The organism is Mesorhizobium sp., assembly GCF_024509055.1.
Classification (GTDB): domain Bacteria; phylum Pseudomonadota; class Alphaproteobacteria; order Rhizobiales; family Rhizobiaceae; genus Mesorhizobium.
Genome location: NZ_JANINM010000538.1, coordinates 32,151 through 53,442, shown reverse-complemented (window position 1 = coordinate 53,442; position 21,292 = coordinate 32,151). Strand labels below are relative to the sequence as shown.

The following is a 21,292-nucleotide window of genomic DNA, read 5'->3' as shown; positions in this document are numbered from 1 at the left end:
GGCGGATGAAGGCTCACTTCAGTTGGACCTCTCCTTTCCATCCTCCGTCGCCGAAAAGCAGGATCTCTTCCGAGCCATCACCGAAGACCGTGTAGCCAATCCCGTGGGAGTTCCATTCGTTCCCTCCCTTGACGCAGCCGACGAAGCTGGCGGAAGAATTCCTGTTCCTGGGGTTCCAGTCGATGACTTTCCACGTGCAACCGCCTCCTTCGCTGGGCCAAGCCAACGTCAACTTGGCATCGCCTGGTGCTGCACCTGGTCTCTCCTCGCGCGGGATTGGATCGGAACCGCTCTCCTCCATCTTCCGGATCTCCTTGCCGCGGTCCTTGAAGAACGCCGCGGCGGCCGCCAACGCCGCCTTCCCGAAAGTCCCGTCCACCTTGCCTTTGTAGTATCCCCACTGGGCAAGGAGAGACTGAAAATCCTTCTTCACGGACTGCGACGCTCCTTTCTCGAGGCCGTCAGGAAGGACACGGTCGCTCGGCAGCCGGGCCAGGGCCGCCCACGAACCCCGGGCGCGCGCCAGGTCCTGCAGCGACATATCCCCTTTCACCTTGTCCGGTTCAGTTCCGGCATCGATGAATTCTTTCACGATGTCATCGTTGTCGGCCAAGACAGCCGCCTCAAGCGGGGTTATGCCATCTCCGTCCTGCGCATTGGCCAACTGCGCGACCTGGGCTCGGTCCATAAAGGAAACAAGATCATCCAGGTAGCGGGCATGGGCGGCCATGACTACTGCCGCCGACCTTCCTTTCGCGTCCTTCATGGTCAGGAGCCGCCGGGCTACATCAGGATTTCCCTCGAGCAATGTCTTCGCGATGGAAACCGCTTCTTCCGTATCCTTGCGCGCGTAGGCGGCAAGGATAGCGGAGACAGCGCCAGGACCGACAGTCGTCGGATCAGCTCCCGCCACCAAGAGGTCATGGACCAGACGGCTGTTCCCGAAAGCGGCCGCATAGACCAGGGCCGGATATCCTTCCTCATTCTTCTGGTTAGGGTCCGTCCCGGCACGCAGGTCGGCCTTCACCTTGTCCTCGTCATTGGCCTTTATCGCGGCAAACAGATCCGTCGCGGGTTTGAACGCGCTTGACCCGCCAAGCTCCTGTGCAAGGGAGGATTGTCCCATAACCGCGGCGACGTCCGCCGGCCTGGTGCCATCGTCCCCCTTGATTCCCTTGTCCGCCTGCGCGGCAAGGAGGAGGTCCACGATTTCCTTTCTGCCCGCGGCCACGGCCAGCGTAAGCGTCGGAACGCCCTGCACCTTCATGTCTGGATATGCGTGGGCGTCCAGCAAGGCCTTGGCCATCTCCGCGTCCCCGAGAACGATAGCTACCGCCAGCGGGGTGACCTGAGCCTTCGGCGAGCCGTCCGGGCCTGCGCCGAGCTTGAGCAGCGTGTTGACCGCTTCATGGTTGCCTGCCTGGGCTGCCTCCAGGATCGGAGTCACGCCTTGGCCGTCCGCCGAATTCAGGTCCACGCCGGACTTGGCCAACTCGCGAATGGCTTCCAGGTAGCCTTTCCTGGCGGCCAAGCGAAGTCGCTCCCCGGCATCGAGGACCTTGCCGTCCAGCAGGGCCTTCATCTCGATCGAGCCTACCTTGCTCGCATAGTCGAGGGGGGTGCTTCTCGCCGTCTCCGACTTCGGATTGGCTCCGGCGGCGATCAACGCCGATGCGGCGGCTAGGCTGTCCCCTCCGATCGCGACGATCAACGCGTTCGTGCCAAACGAGTTAGGCTGGTCTGGCGAAGCGCCCAAGGCTACGAGACGCTTGATCATCTCGGCATCATTGCGGCCGGCGAGATAGGAAAGGGCGTCTCCCACCGCCTTGCCGTCAAGTGACTTGAACTCGGCTTGGGTGAGGCTGCCTTTTCGCAGGTCTTCTATCGTCTTCGTCAAGCCAGCTGACGAGGAAGACGCACCTCCCGTCGTCAGTTTCGGCTGCGCACCCGCGTCTTCCGCGAATGCCGGACCCGTCGTGGCCCCGAGGCACGCCGCCAAGGCAACGGCGGCTCCGAAAGACAGGAAGCCAAGCGTGGACCTGCGTCCGGTCATCGACACCCCCTGTTGCAGGCGCTTTGGTTGGCGTTTATGCCCATCTGGATCATGGCGCCCTGCCCTGCTGCCGAATATTGAGGAAGTAGCTGATTGTATTCCTGGATTTGCTCCAGCAGCTGCTGACACTGTGTGGCTGAATACCGGGTGCCACTTCGCCCGCCGCCGTTCGAAGCAGGGCGACCGACAACTTTCCTGTACTCACGCTGCATGCTCGCGACGGCTTCTTCGTATGCCTCTCCCCTTCCGGCATACATGCCTTGGTGCTCGCGATACGCCTCCAGTTCCTCGTCCGACAACGTGTCCGCTCCTGACGAGCCCGACGCTGGCACGTTCCCCGAGAGAAGCGTGCTGTCGGCCCGGCGTGCGTCTGAAACCATGCGGTCAATCTCCGAACTGTCGAACGACGACAGTTCGGACTGCAGGGCCGACGTCGCCGCGCTGTTGATCGCAAGGAGCTCTCTAAGCGAGTTCTTGACCATGAAGGTCCGCAGCGGCCCCCACTGCTGTAGGTCTGAGACACCACCGACCAACTGGCTTAGGTAGCCTCCGGCCCCTCCACGTCCAGAGAGGTCGCTCACCGTCTCGCCGATCTTGTTCACCTTTTCAAAGATCGCCAGGTCTGGAGGGATTTTCCCCAGTTCATCCAAGGTCTTGATGCCGTTCAGCGCCGCTGCCTTCGCCACCGGGCCGCTCAGGTCCGCGGCATACTTCCCGGGCGAACCGTAAGAGCCAAGCCGCTGTTCGTCCTGATGGGACGCCTGATATGCATACACCTGCTTCATGCAGCGAAGACGGGCGGCAGAGCCTTCGGAGCGGATTTGGGAAGCCTCGTCGAACAGCTGGCCAGACTGCGCGTAAAGGGATTTGGCTTCCGGATCGCCAGGTCCCGACTGCAGGACGATCGCCCATGCCTGGTCTCCCGCCGCCTTGGCGCGGGTGCCAACTTGATCGGCGATCGCGGAATACTGGTCATAGACCTCGTCGCATTCGCTGGCCGAAGTAGGAGAAATCGGGTCAGACGGAAGCTGGTATTCCAGCGCACGCGCCATTCCGCCTGGAACGAGCAACGCCAGCGACACGGTGACAACGGACGCGAGTTTCCCCTTCATGCCCGTCCCCCTGGGAACGCCGCATTAGATTCTCAAATTGGGCAGTTATCAATCCGCCAACTAGAGCCTAGGAAGCGTTACTGCTGGCTGTAAGTATTGGACGCGATGGCTGGCCTTCTTTGGCTTTCCGTATCGGACCTCGGCGACGATGTCACCGAGGCCCCGTTCGCAGCAACCTATCCGACGTTGGCCCCATTAGCACTCGGCGGGCCGGGAAAACATTCCCCAAAGAGTCGGAAGATTCTACGGGAGCCGACCGAGCAGGCATAAACCAGTTGCCTTTACCAATATAAAGTGCAGTTCTTCTGTTGAACAAATCAACTGGGGTTTCTTGGTAGACCAATACCTTCAAAGGAGAATTTGCTTGGCCGACGATACCGTCAATCTGATCGAGCTTACCGCCGACATCGTGTCCGCATACGTAAGTAAGAACGCGGTGCCCGTGACCTCCCTGCCCGAACTGATTTCTAGCGTGAACTCATCGCTTTCAAGGATCGGCCAGGAAGCCGAACCTGAGACGCCGGCGCAGGCGCCCGCAGTCAATCCACAGAGGTCGGTATTTCCCGACTACATCGTGTGCCTCGAAGACGGAAAGAAGTTCAAATCGCTGAAGCGCCATCTTGGTGTTCATTATGGCCTCACTCCGGACGAATACCGCGAGAAGTGGAGATTGAAGGCGGACTATCCTATGGTGGCGCCCAATTATGCAGCTGCGCGGTCGGAAATGGCCAAGTCCATGGGACTTGGTCGGAAAGCCCAAGCCAAGGTTGCAAAGAAGTCGACACCGCGGAAGGCCCGCTGATAGCTTGAGGCGTGTGGCGACAACGGGAGGACGTGCGATGGGAAGGGCCTCGCGCTTGGTTGCCTCAGCTTTCCATGGCCTCGCGCTGGCCCACGTCCTGCCGATCACAATCGCTCGCGCCGACCGAGGCTGGGGATTGTCGCCAGACGAAGTGATGCAATCTTACAAGATCACATTGACCCAATCGACGCTCGAGGAGCAACCTGACAGCTCGCCGGTGTCGCCATCTATGGCCGCCTCCATGGCCTCAATTGCCCGATGTCGCACGATCAAGAGGATGCTGTCGGAACTAGGCTCGCCCTTCGAAAAGGCCCGTCTATTCCACCGTTTCCTTATTCGGCAGAATTGCGCTCCAGAATTAACTTGTATAGTCTCCCCAATTTCATTGGGTGGGGTCGCAATCCCGTGTTTCGGGGAAATGAACTGGCGTACATGTCGGTAGACAAGCATCGGTCTCGTTCGGTGCAAGCGTCACAGTTTGCTGAGGCACGACAAGTATAATGGACCGGGCGAGCATTGCCGTTCGAATGGCCGCGCGGGGATTAGTGGAAGCTCACCGGGCCTCTGTCACCTCCGGCGATGTGCTGTGCCAAGGACCGTCGATGCCCGAGACCCTCCGCCGAGGGATGGCGTTGGTCTCTGCAATTGCCCTCCGCGACGGTTACGAGCAAGATATCGGCGCCCAAGTGAATTCCTTCACGGCGATGGCCTGTCTGCCAGTTGGAGAGTGGGGTCCTATTGCCTTTGCCCGTTGCGATGAGCGGGCTGCTATACTCGTCGACCCAGGCTATGGCACCCCGACGGAGGACTGCCTCCAACTGGCCAATATCGGTGACGAGTCAGGAATTGCCGAAGATATATTTCACGAGCGCCTTCGAACCGCGTTGTCGGCTGTCGGTGCCGCAGCGCCCCAGCTTTACCGACTCGTTCGCGAGAACATTGTCCGCCAACCCTGTCGGCGCCGTTCGGAGGTGCTTGCATTTGCACAGGAGGTGCCAGAGCTCGCAGGAGACCTTCCCAGCTTTTTCCGGCCGTTGCCGGCCTCAGCACTTCACGGACGAACACTTCGTATCTGCGGCCACTGCTCGTCGCCACTTATTCCGGTTTCCGACCGGGTCTCGTATCCGCTTGGGCGCTGTGCAGTCCGGGAGTGCCGGATGTCGTGGCCAGAAGCCATCGTCGGAGACCAACATGAAGTTGCGGCACCGAACGAGTGGAGAGTCGCAGATCCCGCAATCATGACTTATTGGGTCGGTCCCGGACTCCCGGAGATTAGTCTCTATGACTTCCTGCGGCCTCGCAGGCCCGACGTCGAGCTGTACCCTATGTGTGACGCCGCCGACATCAGCATCGGCGGAATCGAGGTGGGTATCGACGTGAAGTCCTATTCGAGCGCGGCCGTGATCGGGGAGCGCTTCGCTCGCGGTATAGGCGGCTTGGCTGCGTTTCGTCGCAGGATCGTGGCGATACCGGACTTCTTGATCCGGATCGACCGCGATTACGTTCGCACCGCTTCTCTGGTGTCCGGTTGCCCGGAGGGCATCGAGTTCATGTCGGTCGGCGATGTGATGACGGAGTTTGGTGTTTGAGGGCAAAGCCGGAGGGTTTCACACGCATCGTTGCCGTGCAGTGGCTTTGCGCGGCAGTGGATCAATTCCTCGGTCTCTCGGCTCTTGCCGACATCCCGCCTCTTTTGACCGGCTTCGGCTCCGTGTCCGACCATGCGGCCGGGGCACCCTTCGCGCGCGCCGCCTTCTCTCTTCGTCAGTTAGGCGTGAGCTATACCTCCGAGAGTGATCTGCGCCAAGCAGTTTATGAGTTCCTCACCTGGGAGGAGAGCCGCCGGCAGGAAGACGATAGCTACGTCGACCAACCGTTTCAGATTAATCCCAAGTCTCGGAATATCAGCTTCCGGCGGACGGCAGGCAACGACCCCAGGATCGTCCAGTGGTCTGACGCACTGGCGGCGGGGCTGCCGCTTCGTGAGCATGGACTTGCCGCTGCGGACGCGAGGAGGTCGTTTGCGGTCGAGCCGAGGCAGGTCGGCGGACGCCGGATTACTCTCGATCTCTCGGACGTTGCCCAGAACCTCGGAGTCGCCCCCCGCCACGACAGCGCGCTGCGGCCCCGGGCGCCTGTGACGATTCCTCTCGCTGACCTTCAGGCCATCGCTGAGCGCTTCGACTCCATCGATGCTGCGGACGCCAACCGAGCATCGAAGGGCTGGTCCCGCCGCCTCTGGGATGCCGCCGGCACTGTCAAGGTGGAGGTTCTTCAGCCCGCCGCCGACCGTTCCCAGCTCGAACCTGTCGAATATATCCAGCTTGATGGGCTCAAACACATGATCGGATTGCCGGGCACGGGCAAGACCACGCTTGTGACTCTCCTGGTGGCCTGGTTTTACGAACGATCGCTACGAACGGTCGTGCTTCTTCCATCTATCGAAGTCTCCTTCAACCTTATGTCGGAGCTATATAGTTACGGCATCGAGGTCGGCCTGCTCATGGGGCAGTCGGCCGAGACACGTCTACGCCACGCGCGCAAACTCGCGGAGCGCATCGGGTCCCTGGACGAGGCGCGGGGCTTTGGCCGGACGGTGCCGTTCGCAGACCTCATGTCCGTCAATTGCGCACTCGCCGGTTTCGACGACGACTACCGTCCCGAACAACCCTTTCCTCACCTCGACCCGCCCTGCGCGAACGTCGTCCAGGCGCGACTGAAGGCGAACGGCGAATTGCGTCCTACCGAAAGCGTTTCGCTTTGCCCGGCAGCATCCTGGTGCGGACGCATGAAGGCTTCCCGCCAACTCGCCGAGCGCCATGTCTGGCTGGGCCACGTGATGTCGCTTGACACGCGCTTGCCGCCGCATTTTGCAGAGGAGCATCTCCGCCATCTAGAGATGGTCGCCCGGACTGCGGACGTCGTTATCGCGGACGAGGCCGACGGAATCCAGTCAGCACTTGACCGGCAGGCTGTTTCGGAAATCAGCATTTCCGGCGCGAAGTCCTCCTATGAAAACCGGCTGCTTGACGATCTTCTGAAGCCTCTAGCCCTCGGCGAGAACGACCGAACCGGGAGCAACGTTGCCGACTACGCGAGCAAGGCGACGCGGTTCATGGACCTCAACCGGGCGCTTATCCGGCAGCTTCAAGACGACCGTGCGCCGAGCGGATCTCGCTTCCTTGCTGAGTATGACGACGCGTTTGTCACGGGGAACCGCGTGGCTGCAGACCTCTTTCGACGTGGCGACCGCCAGACAATGACCGACGCCGAGCGCGCGGCCGAGGACGAGCGGATCGGCGCGATCATGGCCTTCTGGGACGGTTGCGTCCGCCAGGCCCTATTCCGGTCGCAGGATGCGGCGGGGCTCGGCGAGCGCGACTTCGACCTCGTGCGGACCGCGGTCGCGCTAGGAAAAAGCGAAGACGAGGTACAAGGCGCGTTCCGCGCGTGCGTAGACGCGCTGCTCGACTGGATTTCCTATCCATCGCACGTCCAGAAGGCTGAGGCGGTGGAATTGGCACGCGAAGCCATGTTCGGGTTCGTTCCGCCGAACCCCGAGCATGCCAAGCCGCGCGCCGTGGCGCTATTCTCGTTCCTGGTGAACGTCTCAAGCGTCGTCATGCAGTTCTTGTCTTTGGTCCCGGCCCAGCATGCTATGATGGCGGAAGGTGTGCACAAGGCGCCGATCTTCCGGGACGGCATCAGCGCGGATTCTGCCCGGCTCGTGCCAGACGCGGTTACAGGCCGCCTTGCTGGCGTGCGATTTCTGTTCCAGCAGCGGGGCCGCAGAACAAGCCTGTCGCTGCACTACGTCACCTTCGAGGGGGCTCCCCGCCTCTTCCTCTATCGCCTGCACGAGCTTCTGCGCCACGACGGCGTCAGTCGCGGACCTAACGTTCTCTTGACGAGCGCGACATCCTTCCTGCTCGACAGTCCGTCGTTCCACGTCCCAGTCGGTCCGGACTACGTGCTGCGCCGGGTCCAATCGGACGAGGCTTGGCGGGATTCACGCTACCTGCTCCGGCCAATATCGGACCCTCAGGATCCATCGCGAGCGCTCCGTTTCTCCGGAGCGCCCTATGACGACCGAGAGCGAATCCTGCGGGCAATGGTCGACCATTTCGTGCGAGGTGACAACGCTGCGCTGCCAGCCTTGGTCGCGGACAGGTTTTCTGGCGGCCGAAGGGTTGCGTTTGTCGTGAACGGTTACGAACAGGTCCGCTTGGTCAAAGACCATGCTATGGCCGTCGCCGAACGCGTCGGACGCCGGATAGTCGCTGTGGTCGATAGCGTGCCGGAAAAGAACCAAGGCGATTATATCACAGCAGCCCAAGTCGAGAGGCTCGGGCAGCGCGATGACTGGGACGCAGTCGTATTTCCAATGAAGGCATTGTCCCGGGGCGTTAACATCGTGTTTGGCGGCCCATTGTTTCGGAATTCAGATTTGTTCGATAAGGCGGCCATTGGCACAGTTGCCTTTCTCACCCGTCCACACCCAGCGCAGGAGAGCTTCGACTTCGTAGCCGGGATGGTCGGCCGAGACTCCATGAACTTCGATGCGCTGCGTTTCCCGGCGCACGATAGTGTGACAGATTTGGCAAACGCGCTGCGCGCTGCGCGCCGCGCCGCGCTTGCTGACGTGAGACGGCTCCTGCGCCATTCCATCCGCGTAGGCACACTCGGAAACCTCACCGACGCGTTTGTCGCCGATGTGATGATAGATGTGATCCAGACCATCGGGCGCTCGATGCGCAATGGGTGCAAGACCCGCGTCTTGTTCGTCGATGCGGCCTGGGCGCCGAATTCCATGCACCTGCGGGACCCGCGGCCGGACGGCACGCGCACGAGCTATCTCGTGGCGATGCAATCGATTCTTGAGCGACTCGTGAATTCCGGGGATGCCATCCACCGCGAAGTTTACGACGCGCTCTACCGCCCTTACTTAGAACCTCTCTCGCGCTGCGCGGGACTTATTCAGCGGACAGCAAAAGCGGCAGAGGACGCGTGATGTTCTTCAGGAGGAAGCCCGGTTCAGAGAGCGAAAGCATCCAGGTGCTGGGCCTTTCAGTAGTCCCTGGCGCGACCGAGCCTATTGAATGCGTTCGCGTCAGTTGGACGCCCCAAGCCGCCGACGCTTTCCTGGCGATCTCGGCTGCTGCCAGGGCGACCGACCCCGGCAATCGCCTGCCCTATTCAACCTTGCGGGCGCTTCTTTCGGCTGGGCTGCCCGACCCCCTGTACGTCGCCTCCGACCTCGCCCTCATCGGTCAGGCTGAGCGCGAGACCGGAAGGCCGCCGTTCGCGGAATGCGCTGGAGGGGAAGAGGCATGCGTCCGCGCCGCAAACCTCGCGGTACGCAGCTGGGCGACGAACGTGCTCGGGCCTTGGGCTCAGGCGCGTGGGATTCAGTCGGGGCTTGTGTCCGAGGTAACAAGCCTTGCACTCGGCGGCAGCATCGCGCGCGCTGAACGGAAAATAGTTGACCTCATCGCTCCCGATCCGCTTGCAAATGGGTTCCCTGACATTCGTGATGCCATCCACGCAGCTGCATTCCGCCGGATTGCCGGGACGGAGCTCTTTGCTGGCATGGGGCCGGTCCGCGCTCTGGTGCGCTCCCACGCCCGTGACAACGCGATATCGTTCATCACCTTCCCACGCCGTGTCCCTAGCGGTTCGTGGTCGATGCGCGCCCGTCTCGCGGTCGAGACTTCGCCAGGGCTCCCGCAACCATTCGTCCGCATCGAGGTCTCGCGGATGCGCTGGTGCCCAGAAATTCCGACCAACCTCATGCCCCGTCAGCGGAGAATCTCCGCTGCAGTATTCGGGATCGACGAACGCAGGGCAATCTCCTTTGACGTTCCCGTCCACCGCGGTACCGTGCAAAACCCTGAGGATCCGGCATATGCGCTCTCCGCGCTGAGGGCGGGGATCGACCCAGGCGAGGGGTTCGCCTCGCTGGTGTCTATAGGGCCGCGAGACGGCGCATTCGTCGGCATACCATATGCCCCGGCCTACAAACCCGCTCCATCAGTAGCAACTGGCGCCACCGAGCTTGACTGGCTAGATTGCCATGACGCGGTCGCTAGAGCGATGTCCGGTATCCTTGAGCCGCTTACGGGAATTTCGGTTCCGGCGGCCAAACGCGTGGCGCGTACGAGCGAGGATATTCCGGCCCTCAAGGCCGCCAACATCCTTAGCGATGTCGCCCGAGCTCTGGGCCATAACGAGATCGACGACGAAGCCATCGCGGATGCCTGGGAGATGCTCCACGGCGGGGCGTTGCCGCGAGGCGTGAGCATATCGCCCAAGGCGGACGATGAAGCGCGTCGCTTCGACGAACTCCGGGCTTCCAACACGGAACGCCTTCGCCAGACATTCGGCACGGAGGTGCCAACGATCGTCGTGCTTTCCGCGGACGCGAGAGAGGGAGCGGCGATCGCGGATGTTATCGGAACGCTTTTCGACGGGCGCATGCACATTGAACATCGGCTGCTCCCCCAAGGCGTGCATGGCTCGAGGAACTCCCTGGCCGCCGCGGGTCGTCCGGCCAGAGAACGCTACGAGAACCGCGTGAGCATCTGGAGGCCTTTTGCTGAGCATCTTCTTAAGGAGCACGGTCCCTGTCGCATCCTGGTCCACGCGTCCCGCTTTCGAGACGACCCGGTGAACAAGATAGCCGGGCGCATCGCTCTCGCGCGCTACGGCGACAGCAACGTCCAATACCTCGACGCGCGCGGAGCGAAAGCTGACGAGTGGTTCTTCCGGATTCAAGCTGCGGTCCTCGATCTGATGTTCGGCCATTCCGGTCTCGTCTCCCCAGTCGCACGGAACGTTTCCGAGGCTTTTCCTGAAGCGGCGGCGCGGCCTCGCTCAATCATCGGCATCTCTGTGGTCTCGCAGAATCGAACGTTCAGCCGCTCGGCAGCCTCCTTCTTCCTGTCCGTCAGCATCGATGTCGCGAGCGGGCGAACATCCGCCACCGCGGCGCGCCCGAAAGATGGAACGCTCGATTTCGCTGGTCCTCTCCCATTCTATGACCTCCTCAAGGCCGTCGCCGCCTGGGACGGAGCAAGCGTCGGCAGCGGCGAGACTGCCATGCAAGACTTTCAGGAGTTCGTCGAAGAAGTCGTCGGCAATGCCTGCGAGCGGGGAGAGAACCCCCTCGTCCTGTTCGATGGGACGCACGCTCGAAACCTGTGGCGCTTGATTTCAAACAAGGGATGGGGAGGACCCTACACGCTTCGGGGGCGCCCCCTCGACCCAGCAGTCGACTGGCCTGGCGCCCGAATCGTACGGGTCCAGGACATGATCGAGCCGAATGTGGTTACGCGGAAATCCCGAACATTCGTCCAGATTGACCAAACGACAGGGAGTGAGATCGAAAGCGTCGTGCAGTCTACGCCGACTTTGACAGAGGCTGGCCGGTTGGTTCGTCTTCCTGGAACGGCGCCAAACTATGTCTCATCAGGCGACCATGACGGGCAGCAAAAGATTGCCAAGGGGCTATCGGTGTACCGCACCCCACCGCAGTTCAAGCTAGTGGCTGCAGACGACCTTCCCACTTCCCTATCAGATGAGAAACTCTACTCGCCAGCAGTCCGCGACCTGACCGAAGAACCGTACAAGCTTCCGGGTACCATCGGCATCCTTGTCGCGCATTGCCTGCCTAGCGACGACCCTGACAGGATCGCTGCGCTCTGCCACGGCCTGCGGACGGGTTTCGGCCACACGCGCTCGCCGGTGAAGATGCCCGCACCGCTATTCCAGACGCGCAAGGTAGCAGAGTACATCCCAGCCTATATCCTCGACGAGCAGGAGGACGAGGACGAAGCCGTGGATGCGGCCGAGCCCGTCGAAGAGGATTCATCCGACGAACCGACGCCCGTCTCGCAACCATCGGAAGAAGACGATGAGGAATCGGCTAAGCCAGCCAACCATGACGCGTCGTCGTCACCGTCAACTAACAGAAGCAAACCGTCTACCCTTGATGCAGACGAAATAGCCTCGCCAGTGCGAAGTGCTGTTCACGCGCTTGAATCGGAGGCTATCCGCGCCTCCAATCCCCTGTTCATCCTTTCCAAAGCAGTCGCACCGTTGTCGTTGGACAGAGCGGCAGACATCTCTTCGAGGCCAGTCCCAGCTAGCGGAACCGCCCTGCCCACAATCGCCAGGAAGGGCATCGCGCTCGCACCTTCGCTCGCAATCCCAGCGGAAATACGGAATTTGGCCGCCGGGGACACTCTCCTCGAGGAATTGCTTGAGATGTGTTGGGTTGGCCCGCTGCCTTCGTTCATGAGCGAGGCATGGCTCCTACCCCTGGTATCAGCGCACGCCGCGCCAAGGACTCGGCAGCAGGTGAAGGACGCAGTGGGCAAAAGCCATTTGCCGCTGTGTCGCTTCCTGCCGGAGTTCGATCCCAAATCCGAAACGTCCTTCGCGCACTTCATGCTCGGATTGATGCACTTGGCTGACGGGATCGGGTTCCTCTGGAAGTTCATCCCGCGCACGATGGGCCGCAACTCGAAGCGCTGGATCTTTAACCCGGTCTACGATCAGCTTTTCAGGGATGTTCGATCGGTCAGGAAGTTCGACGCGGCGGAGAGTCTTCCCTACACCCTAGCCCATTCCCCGCTCCAGATCGGACGGTCTCTGCACCTAGCGGGGCATGGAAATTCAATGCGTCATTACCTGGCGCTTGAGTCACTTTTCATGCCGAAGCATTCCTCAACCTTTGCCGAAACCGCGGCAAAGCTGCTCGACGAATTCGGCAGCGAGTACGCAGACGTCGCGGCGTTCTGCGCGCGTGCCGCAGCCTGTCAGGCCCGCGCCGAAGAGGTCCGAGCCCGGATTGACGACTATGCGAAGCGCGAAGGCTCGAAGAAGGACCTGAGAAAGCTCGGTCGAGCCGATATGACTGACGTCGAGGAGGTAATCGACCTACCGCACATCCCGAAAGCGCCCGCGCCTGGCGTGGACGCTGGTTGGCTCCGGGACAAGATCTCTTTAAGCGGCGCGTTTCGCAGCCACCTTCACGCCCATCGCTCCTTGATTCGCCAGGCACTTTCTGACCCCGGAGCATGGCCTGATGACAAGCCATCGACGGAAGCAATCACCGCGTGCGTCGCACGGCTTTTCTCGGTACCTGAGCCGGTGCTTGCGGCGATTGACCTGAAGGACAAAGAGAGTCTCTTCCGGCCCTTCTATCGAAAGATCGAAAGCACTCTTCGGGCCATCGAGGAAAGCCGGCCCGCTGGCGCACTTCCTTCGCTATCAGCGAACTGGGTCTTGTCGAGCGAGGCGCCATCCGTTTTCGCCTTTCTGTCGCGCGGCGGATACCGGAACTACGCCGCGGAATTCGCGCTAGTCCGGGCGGTGGACAATCCGAGCCTTGGCCTAGAGCAGGCAGTGACGCAGGCGGGCGAGGAGTTTGACGAGGTAGCCAAGTATGTCTCCGCGCGGCGAAAGGCGACGTTGTGGTTCGCTGCGAATGACGAGCGTGCGGAGGACGAACTATTTGCGGGATACCTCGCCGCTTTCGACGAAGGCGAGGCGAGCCTTCCCGCAGAGCAAACTTTGGAGGGGGACATGGACGAACGGAATGACGGAGAGGAAAATGAAGGCGTCGTCATCGAAGCCATGACACATCACGGCAGGTTCGATTCTTCGCCGAGGAAAATTCAACCTGAAACGGATATTACGCCGCTGCAGCTGTCTGAAGTTCTTAAAGGAATCGAAGACGAAGCCCGCCAAACCAGAAACGCCTTGAACGATAATACATTTCTGGAACTTGACGGCGCTTTAGAACGCATAGGGGAGCTCCTAGCGCAAGCACTTAAGGCTGCCGCAAGGACTCCCCGGCTTGTGGAGAACAGTGTCCTTCTCCAACGAGCCGCAACCCTTGGCCGCGAGGCCACACTCATCTCAGAACACCTTGGCGAGTCGATTTCTATGCCGGCGCTCCCTCCTCAAGGAAGGATCCGCACACGAGACGCGGGAGTCGCCGAGGGGCACTTGCGGGCCGGCGAGGCCGCCGCGGAGGCCGCCCACGACGCCCTGCGCGAAGCAGGCCAGCTGCAAGCCGAAGCAATGACCGCGAAGCTTCTGGAACGCGCGTCCATCTACGAGGCAGCGCAGCAGCGCATCCAAGATGTCCAGTTCAGCCTTGAAACCGTGGTAAGGTCGTTCTCCGAAGCTATCTCGCTGTTGAATCCCGGCGCGCCCCCCGCAGCCCTTCGCTCGGTTGTCCCAGCAGCAGAGGGGCCGAACGACGGCGTCTCAAGCCCTCGGGAAGCAGCGCCATTGCCGGAAAAGACAGCAATGGTTTCAGGCGTTGCCGTAGAATCACCCCTGTCGGAAACCGGTGTGGACTTGACAGCACTGGCGAAAGGTTTGGGCACGGTTGATTCCGTTTCATCATCAGAGGAGCCGGAAACTTCCCTTGCGGCCGATGCCGAACCACTGGTCTATGACGAACTTGCCGCTGCAGCCGATGACAGCGATGCCGAAGATACACTCGACGAGGACGACGAATCCGACCAACTGAGCTTGAGTGAACTCGCGTCCGCCGTCGCAGCAATTGAGGAGAAGGCTCCACAGCAAGTCCCTGCGCCGTTAGCCAGGATGGGGTCCGGTCTTGGGTCCGTCGCGGGCGATTTCGAAGATCTCGAGGCTACTCGGATCGATGAGGCGCTGGAGCGGCTGATGACGGCCGGCAGCTATTCCCTCGCCTACAATCTGGCTTTGGCTTCCGAGAAGGCCCTGGCTTCAAACGAAGGAAATTCTCCTCGCCGCTTTTGTGTAACTTCGGATGAGGCGAAGCTCGCGGCGCTCTCTGGGCATCTCAACCATACGGCGCTTCAAAGCAATATCGAACTTGTGAACGATTGGATCCAGGCGGGTTTCCGTTCGATCGACACAATCGCTTCCGATCCCCACACGGAGCGCGCCGCCGCTAGGTTGATAACCTTGATGCCGCTTCTATTGGAACTCGGAATCTTTTTCCCCTCACTTGGCGCAGCAGAACTCCTTCGTTCGTTCGGCTCACTGCCCGGCGACCTGGGGACGCACGCGCAGGAAGTGTTCGAGAGCATCGAGCGTATTCAGCATACCAATCTGACATTCTCGCGCGCGATGCTGGCGAATGTGCAGAACGAGCTTGACTGCTCGAAGGCTCTCGCGGACACGCGCGCAGCGCTACTCAAGAAAGCAGCGGCTTTTCAGTCCATCAAGTTCGACTTTCAACTCGGAAACAAGATTCGCAATGAACTGAACCGGGGAGATAGCCTGGTCGGGAGCCTGCGCCTCCAGTTGCAGAAAGGCCTCGACGACACGCGCACCGCGGAGATGGTGAGGAATTTCGTCGATCGCGTGAAAGACCGCAGCCGCATCCTTCAGCTGTTCGAAGAAATCGAGAGCGCCGTAAACAACAGGATTCAGGGTCTCGATGGAGTCGCTCGAAATCGTCTGGTAGCCTTCTTCGAGAGCTTCCGCGATATCGCCAGCAACTACATTGAACTCACGTCTGAGGTCGAGCAGGCGAAAAACGCAGAGCGGCCCAAGGGACGCGAGTTCGCTATGCAAATTGCTCGTTCGCTCGAGGGCATGATCGCAGCGGTTGATGCCGCAGCTTCCGATCTAGGCAGGGTCAGCATAGCAGCTAGTCATGTCGGTCCTCGTTTGCGAAAACTCGCAGCCATCCTTTCGGGCGAACTTGGAATGTCCGTGGCGCCAGGCACTGACATCTACCAGTCCTGTCATGCCGAGTTGGCGTTGATAACCGAGCTGGAATTCGGGCGCTCGTGGTTGCCCACGCCATACGAACCTAGCCGCATCGTCGACATCCTGTGTGAGATTGAACCGCCTCTCCTGTCCACCGATACGGCGACTCGCGACGAGACCTTCGAGGATGCCGTTCGTGCCCGCATGGAGCGCAACTCCTACGTAGGCGCGAGGATGCTTCTGGACGCAGCCTCTTTCTTCGGAATCGACGAGGAACTCACCGCCGCCCTTGCCGGCGAGTTCGAGACCAGCGTCGCGGACGCGAAAGAGGCTCTGAAAGACGACTTCGACCGGGTCAGGCGGATAGTCGAAAGAGTCATTCGTTTCGGTTCGCTGCGGCAAGGCAGCGACGCCGAGGAGGCCACCGCCCTGCTCGACCGCATCGACAAGCTCGAAGCCATGCAGGTTCCAGCGATCGTCGGCCCTGGTGACCGTACCGAACAGGAGGCGGATGGCATCTACGACGTCAGTGTCGCAATCGACGAGACCGAGGCCATTAAGGCTGAGGCCCAAGCTCTCCTTGACGAGCCGCGCATCCGCCTTGAAGGGCGCATCGACCGGCTCCCCGCCACTGCAGACCGTCAGCTGCGCGACCGCCTGCGCCAGCTATGCCAGTCCGACGACCTTCTGACTGCGGAGGAGCACATCGACGAGGTGGAGAAGACGGGCCGTCTCTCTGAATCTCGCCGCCGAAACTGGCGTTTCGATGCGTTCTCGGAGGTCTTGCACGCTCTTGTCGACCACCGGCGCGACCTTCCGCAGCAGGTCGCTAGCGCCCTGCGAGGAGGCACCGATTTCGCCGGAATGCGGTTCAGCCAGCTCACAGACGCCCGTCGGGAGGAGTCGGCAGATATCGCCGACATCTGGCGCGATCTCTTCCGCCGCTTCCACGACACTTCGTTTTCCGCTCACCTGTCTTCTTTCCTCGACAAGCTGGGCATCTCGGCCGAGATCAAGCATCTATCCGGCCCGGCTGGCGGCCAGCGCAGGACATTCGTCGGAGACTTCCGCGTAAAGATTCCGACTGACCAAGAAAGCTTGCTTCTACCGGATTTCGGTTCCCGTACCGAGGGGACGTATCGGCTAGTCGTGGTCCAGACCATGCCGCCGGATTCTGTGATCTCCGAACATTGCTCTCAGGGCAAGCTTGGCGTGATCCTTTTCGTGAACGACGTGGTTTCTCCGGACCAGCGCAGGAATTTCCTCCTGCGCAACATCGCGGCCCATCGGCGCGTCCTACTCGTCGACTCTGCGACCTTGTTCTACGCCCTCGCCGAGCCGTCTATACGCGCGCTGACCTTGATCGAACTGGCCCAGCCTTACAGCTACGTTGCACCCTACAAGGACTGGGGCCGCGACGCGGTTCCGCCTGAGATGTTCGTTGGCCGTGAAGATGACATCGCCCAGATTTTCGATAGCGAGGGTTCCAACATCGTGTATGGCGGCCGCCGCATGGGCAAGACCGCCATTCTCAGGCATTTGGTCACGATCAGAAACGCCCCCGAAAAGGGGACGCTTGTCGCCTTTGTCGACGCGCAGGACATCGGACGCGGCAATACTGCTACTAAAGTCGTCTGGTCCGAAATAGCGACGGCCCTTCCGGACATCTTCGGGGCCTCACCCACGCCTGAGCCGAAGCGTGTCAGAGAGGCAATTCGCAATTGGCTCGATGAGGACGACCGTCGTCGAGTCCTTCTGCTGCTTGACGAATGCGACCACTTCGTCGTCAGCGACGCCGCCCAAGGCTACCGGGAATTTCGCGATCTCCAACAGTTAATGACCGACACCCGCCGCCGCTTCAAGTTCGTGCTGGCGGGCCTTTCGGATGTGACGCGGCTCGTCCAGACGGGCAACCCCCCGCTCAAGCAGATTTCCGCCAACCCACGGCGCATCGGGTCTCTGACCGGAGAAGAGCGGAAGGACGCAGAGGACCTTGTTCTGCGGCCCTTCGCTGCGCTGGGACTGGAATTGGAGCGGACCGACGTCTGGCGCATTCTGTCCCATGCCAACTACTACCCTGTCCTCATTCAAACTTACGCCCAGCGGTTGCTCCAAGCCGTGATGGATCACGTGAAGTCCAGCCAAAAGCCGATGCGCAAGGTTCCCACGGGTCTCGTCTCAGAGGTCATGGAGGACCTCGCCACCCGCTCGGAGATCAAGAAGATTTTCGAGTTCACCCTCGGCATCGACCTTCGCTACCGCCTCATTGCCTATGTCGTTGCGAATCTGGTGTTTCAGGCCGAAGCAGAGGGACGACTCGAGGAGGGCTTCCCAACTCACGAGATCCGCGATCAGGCGATCTATTTCTGGGAGGCTGGTTTCCATGACCGAAACAGGTTCTCCCTTTTCGATGACCTTCTGGATGAGATGGAAGGCTTGGGAATCGTGCGCCGCGTCGGCGGCGATAGGTGGACTCTGCGCTCTACGGCCGTCGTGCGGCTGCTGGGAAATCGCGACGAGATCGACACTGCCCTCCTTGAATTTGCCCACCGGGACGCCCCGGTCGGGTTCGATCCGAAATCGCACCGGCGCATCCTGGCGCCTGCGAAGAACGTGCTGTCAGAGCGCCGCCCGTCTCCCCTCACGCTTGGGCAGGAGCGTGACGTTCTTTTATCGAAGGCCCGCGCGACCGTTATTGTCGGCAATAAACTAGCCGACTATCCATTGGTGGCCTGGGCCCTAAAGAGCGTGCCAGACTCTTTCTCCGACGGCGAATCCTACGATGTGCGTCTGCTGTCGGTTTCATCGTTGGCTGAACTGGATGCGACGCTGAGGGACCAGAAGGTCGCCCAGGGGCGCAAGCTGATTGCGATCGTACAGGCATCAGCACCTTGGACCGCCGAATGGGTGCGCTCGGCAATCAACGTGAAGACTGTTGCGCGCGGCGACGTGCGTGTCGTTTTCGTGGGCGGCCCCGAGCACGCATCCTCAGTGATCGGAGACGGGCAGTTGGCCGCTCTCACATCGCATGTCGACGTCGTGCCTTTAGAGCCATGGTCGACCGCGTTCTTCACTGACATGGTGAACAAGGACAACGTAGTCTCGCTTTCGACACATTTCGAGGCTGCTGCAACCTCGAACGGTGGCTGGAACCAACCCATGTCGCAGCTTTTTGCTGGCGGACAAAAGGGAAGTGCGAGGGTGCAGCCTGATCCGATAGACGCTGAAGCGATCGGCCTGACAGGCCGCTACGGCAAGGCGCTGGCAATGCTGGCTCGCCTCCATGGCCCGTCGTCCCTGTCGCTCGCAGACATCGAGGAGTACATCGGGCTTGATGAGGAACTTTCCTCGCTCGGAGTTTCGGCGCAAGCGGTCGTAGATTACGGTGTAACGATGGGCCTTCTCGTCGCCGCCCCGGGAAAGCCGGCTGGTGAGCGAGCGCGGGGTCGATATATGCCATCCCCGTTGGTAGCCCAGGTGCTGGGCCTCGCGCCAGCAGCTGCGTCCAAATGATAGACATCGACGAGAACCTTTTTTGGTCGCTCGGCGGACCAGCCGGCTTCGTACGGGCGGTCGTGGATGCGGCGCAGCGCGATGGCTTCGTCGCCGTGCAGGTGCCGACATACCGCCCACCCGGCCTCGTCGATGCCTTAACCCGCGGGCTCGAAGCAGACGGCATGGCCCCCGTTCACAGGGTTTCTGACCGCTCCCGCGCATCCATTGTGCATAGGATGGCGTTTGCCGCGGGGGAGATCCGGCAATCGCTGCGATCCGTCGGCTCGATGCTCGACTCGCCGACGCTCCGCGGCACTGCATTCGTCGCGGACGGCATCGACCTTGAAGAGTGGTCAGCATGGTCTTCATTCCTCCGGTCATTCACAGTCGAACGCCGACGCAGGCGCAGTGCTGTCCTGCTACCCGTCCTCGTCGCGTTCATCCCGCCCGACACCCCCCAGGATGACGTTGATCGCCTGTTTCCCGGCGCCGTGGTCCGATGGCGTGGTCGGGTATCGTCGTTCGATATGCGCACCTACGTTGCGCGGCGAACCGGCCGGACCCTGGGCGAGGACCTGCTGGACCGGTCCGCCATCGAAGTGGCGATCGGGCTGGCCGGCTACGACCCATATCTGGCTGAGATGCTGTGCAGACAGGAGCCGCTAACGGCGATCGACCCTTGGGAACTTCTTCAGCGAGCATACGGGCGAAGCGCCGATGTGCATCCTCGCTGGGGCAATGGCCTTGTGGATACAGTCGATGGGGAGGTGTTCCTTCACACCGCTTGCCTGCTCGCCTCCGGAAACCGCAAGGCGTTCGATGTTAGGCGGTGGCGGGCAGTCAGTGGTCCCGTGCTCGATTTTAACGCAACGGTCTGCAGACATTTCGCAGACGTCTACGCACAAGCTATTGAGGCGCGGCTCCCCTATAGGATCGAGACTGCGAGGGGCGAGCAGCTTGTCACGCACAGGTACGACATGGAGAACAAGCATCTACGCGACTGCCTCGAAGGAATGCTCGAACGACAGGATGTCAATTTCTTGCGGGCCACCAACAAGGCCAGGAATAATATTGCTCACAATGAGGTGCCGGATCCGTCCCTGCTTAGTCTCCTGGCGTCTTCGTGGAGCACGTACGCTGTAACCGGCCGCAAGGAAGTGGCCGGTTGGAACTGGCCGCGCTGTGGACAGCGGCTGGTGTTGATGATCGGCCCCAGCGGCGCAGGCAAGAGTACTTACGCTAGAGCAAACTTCGCTGCCGACGAAATCGTATCGTCCGACGACATTCGGATCGAGCTATTCGGGTCGCAAGCAACGCCCGGCTCCCAGGCGCATGTGTTTGAGGTTGCGATGAAGCGTCTGACCACGCGCCTTGCGCGCGGAGACACGGCAGTTCTCGACGCGACTAACATCCAGCGCCGCAACCGCCTACAGGTAGTCGATCTCGTTCCTACTGACATGGAAGTTGAGTACGTCGTGATTGATCGCGATATCGAGGAGAAGCGCCGCGACGGCGGCTGGCGGAATGAGCGAGAGGGTCTCATAGATGGCCATTCCCAAATTTTTGCCAACGAGATCGCGGACATACTCGGGGGAGATGGAAGGATAAACGTTAGGGTTACGGACTTACGCATGCGCAAAAGCGTCGCGGCTTGAGGGGGAGTTGTCACCGCAATTCGATACCCTTCGCGTCGTTCGTTGGGGATGGCAACTGCACTTCATTCACTGCCCTATGGCAAAACTGTCGCTGCGGATTGAGACCCCAGTATTTGAGGTCGCAGCCGAGTTCCGACCGGCCTCCTTCCGCAGAAGAACGTGGCGATCACGCGAAAGGCCATCCTCGATCCACCCAATCAGGCTGCCATGAGCGACGAACCGCCCCGCCGCCCGAGAACCTGTACCAGCATCGCGAACGAGAGCGCAGAGGGTGTTGCTTGCGACTGCGGTCGCGAATCCTTTCAGGCGTATGGATCTTCCGATTTCAAGGGCTGGGAGGACTGACCCGCCCTCGCTGTTCAGGAGAACAACAGCCTGGCTTTCAGTCGCCGCGATCTGATTGAAACTTGAGGTCGTCATTTGGCTCGATGACGCCAGTGACTGCGATCACGTC

Annotated in this window: 7 protein-coding genes; 5 read left to right on the top strand and 2 right to left on the bottom strand. The window is 61.1% G+C overall.

Features of this window, described 5'->3' with window-relative positions; all coding sequences use genetic code 11:
- Nucleotides 1–13 precede the first annotated feature (13 nt).
- Together Q0L57_RS32590 and Q0L57_RS32585 are read right to left on the bottom strand one after the other, a co-directional pair.
- Nucleotides 14–2,053, bottom strand: coding sequence for an ankyrin repeat domain-containing protein (locus tag Q0L57_RS32590; RefSeq protein ID WP_296747206.1), 2,040 nt, complete (start codon nt 2,051–2,053; stop codon nt 14–16).
- Entirely contained in the window at nt 2,050–3,165 is a 1,116-nt protein-coding gene (locus tag Q0L57_RS32585) for a hypothetical protein (protein WP_296747205.1), read from the bottom strand. Before Q0L57_RS32585 ends, Q0L57_RS32590 begins: the two co-directional genes overlap by 4 nt.
- 364 nt (nt 3,166–3,529) lie before the next feature.
- On the opposite strand from Q0L57_RS32585, the gene Q0L57_RS32580 reads away from it, so the two are divergent.
- The 5 genes from Q0L57_RS32580 to Q0L57_RS32560 all read left to right on the top strand — a co-directional run bounded on the left by Q0L57_RS32580 (nt 3,530) and on the right by Q0L57_RS32560 (nt 20,838).
- The gene (locus Q0L57_RS32580) at nt 3,530–3,967 is read left to right on the top strand and encodes a MucR family transcriptional regulator (protein ID WP_296747204.1); all 438 of its coding nucleotides are present in this window, start codon (nt 3,530–3,532) and stop codon (nt 3,965–3,967) included.
- Between the two features lie 602 nt (nt 3,968–4,569).
- The gene (locus Q0L57_RS32575) at nt 4,570–5,556 is read left to right on the top strand and encodes a hypothetical protein (protein ID WP_296747203.1); all 987 of its coding nucleotides are present in this window, start codon (nt 4,570–4,572) and stop codon (nt 5,554–5,556) included.
- The gene (locus Q0L57_RS32570) at nt 5,553–8,978 is read left to right on the top strand and encodes an ATP-binding protein (protein WP_296747202.1); all 3,426 of its coding nucleotides are present in this window, start codon (nt 5,553–5,555) and stop codon (nt 8,976–8,978) included. The genes Q0L57_RS32575 and Q0L57_RS32570 overlap by 4 nt, the downstream gene beginning before the upstream one ends.
- Nucleotides 8,978–19,201, top strand: a complete 10,224-nt coding sequence (locus Q0L57_RS32565) for an RNaseH domain-containing protein (protein WP_296747201.1) — start codon at nt 8,978–8,980, stop codon at nt 19,199–19,201. The genes Q0L57_RS32570 and Q0L57_RS32565 overlap by 1 nt, the downstream gene beginning before the upstream one ends.
- Nucleotides 19,198–20,838, top strand: a complete 1,641-nt coding sequence (locus Q0L57_RS32560; RefSeq protein WP_296747200.1) for an AAA family ATPase — start codon at nt 19,198–19,200, stop codon at nt 20,836–20,838. Before Q0L57_RS32565 ends, Q0L57_RS32560 begins: the two co-directional genes overlap by 4 nt.
- Nucleotides 20,839–21,292: the final 454 nt, after the last annotated feature.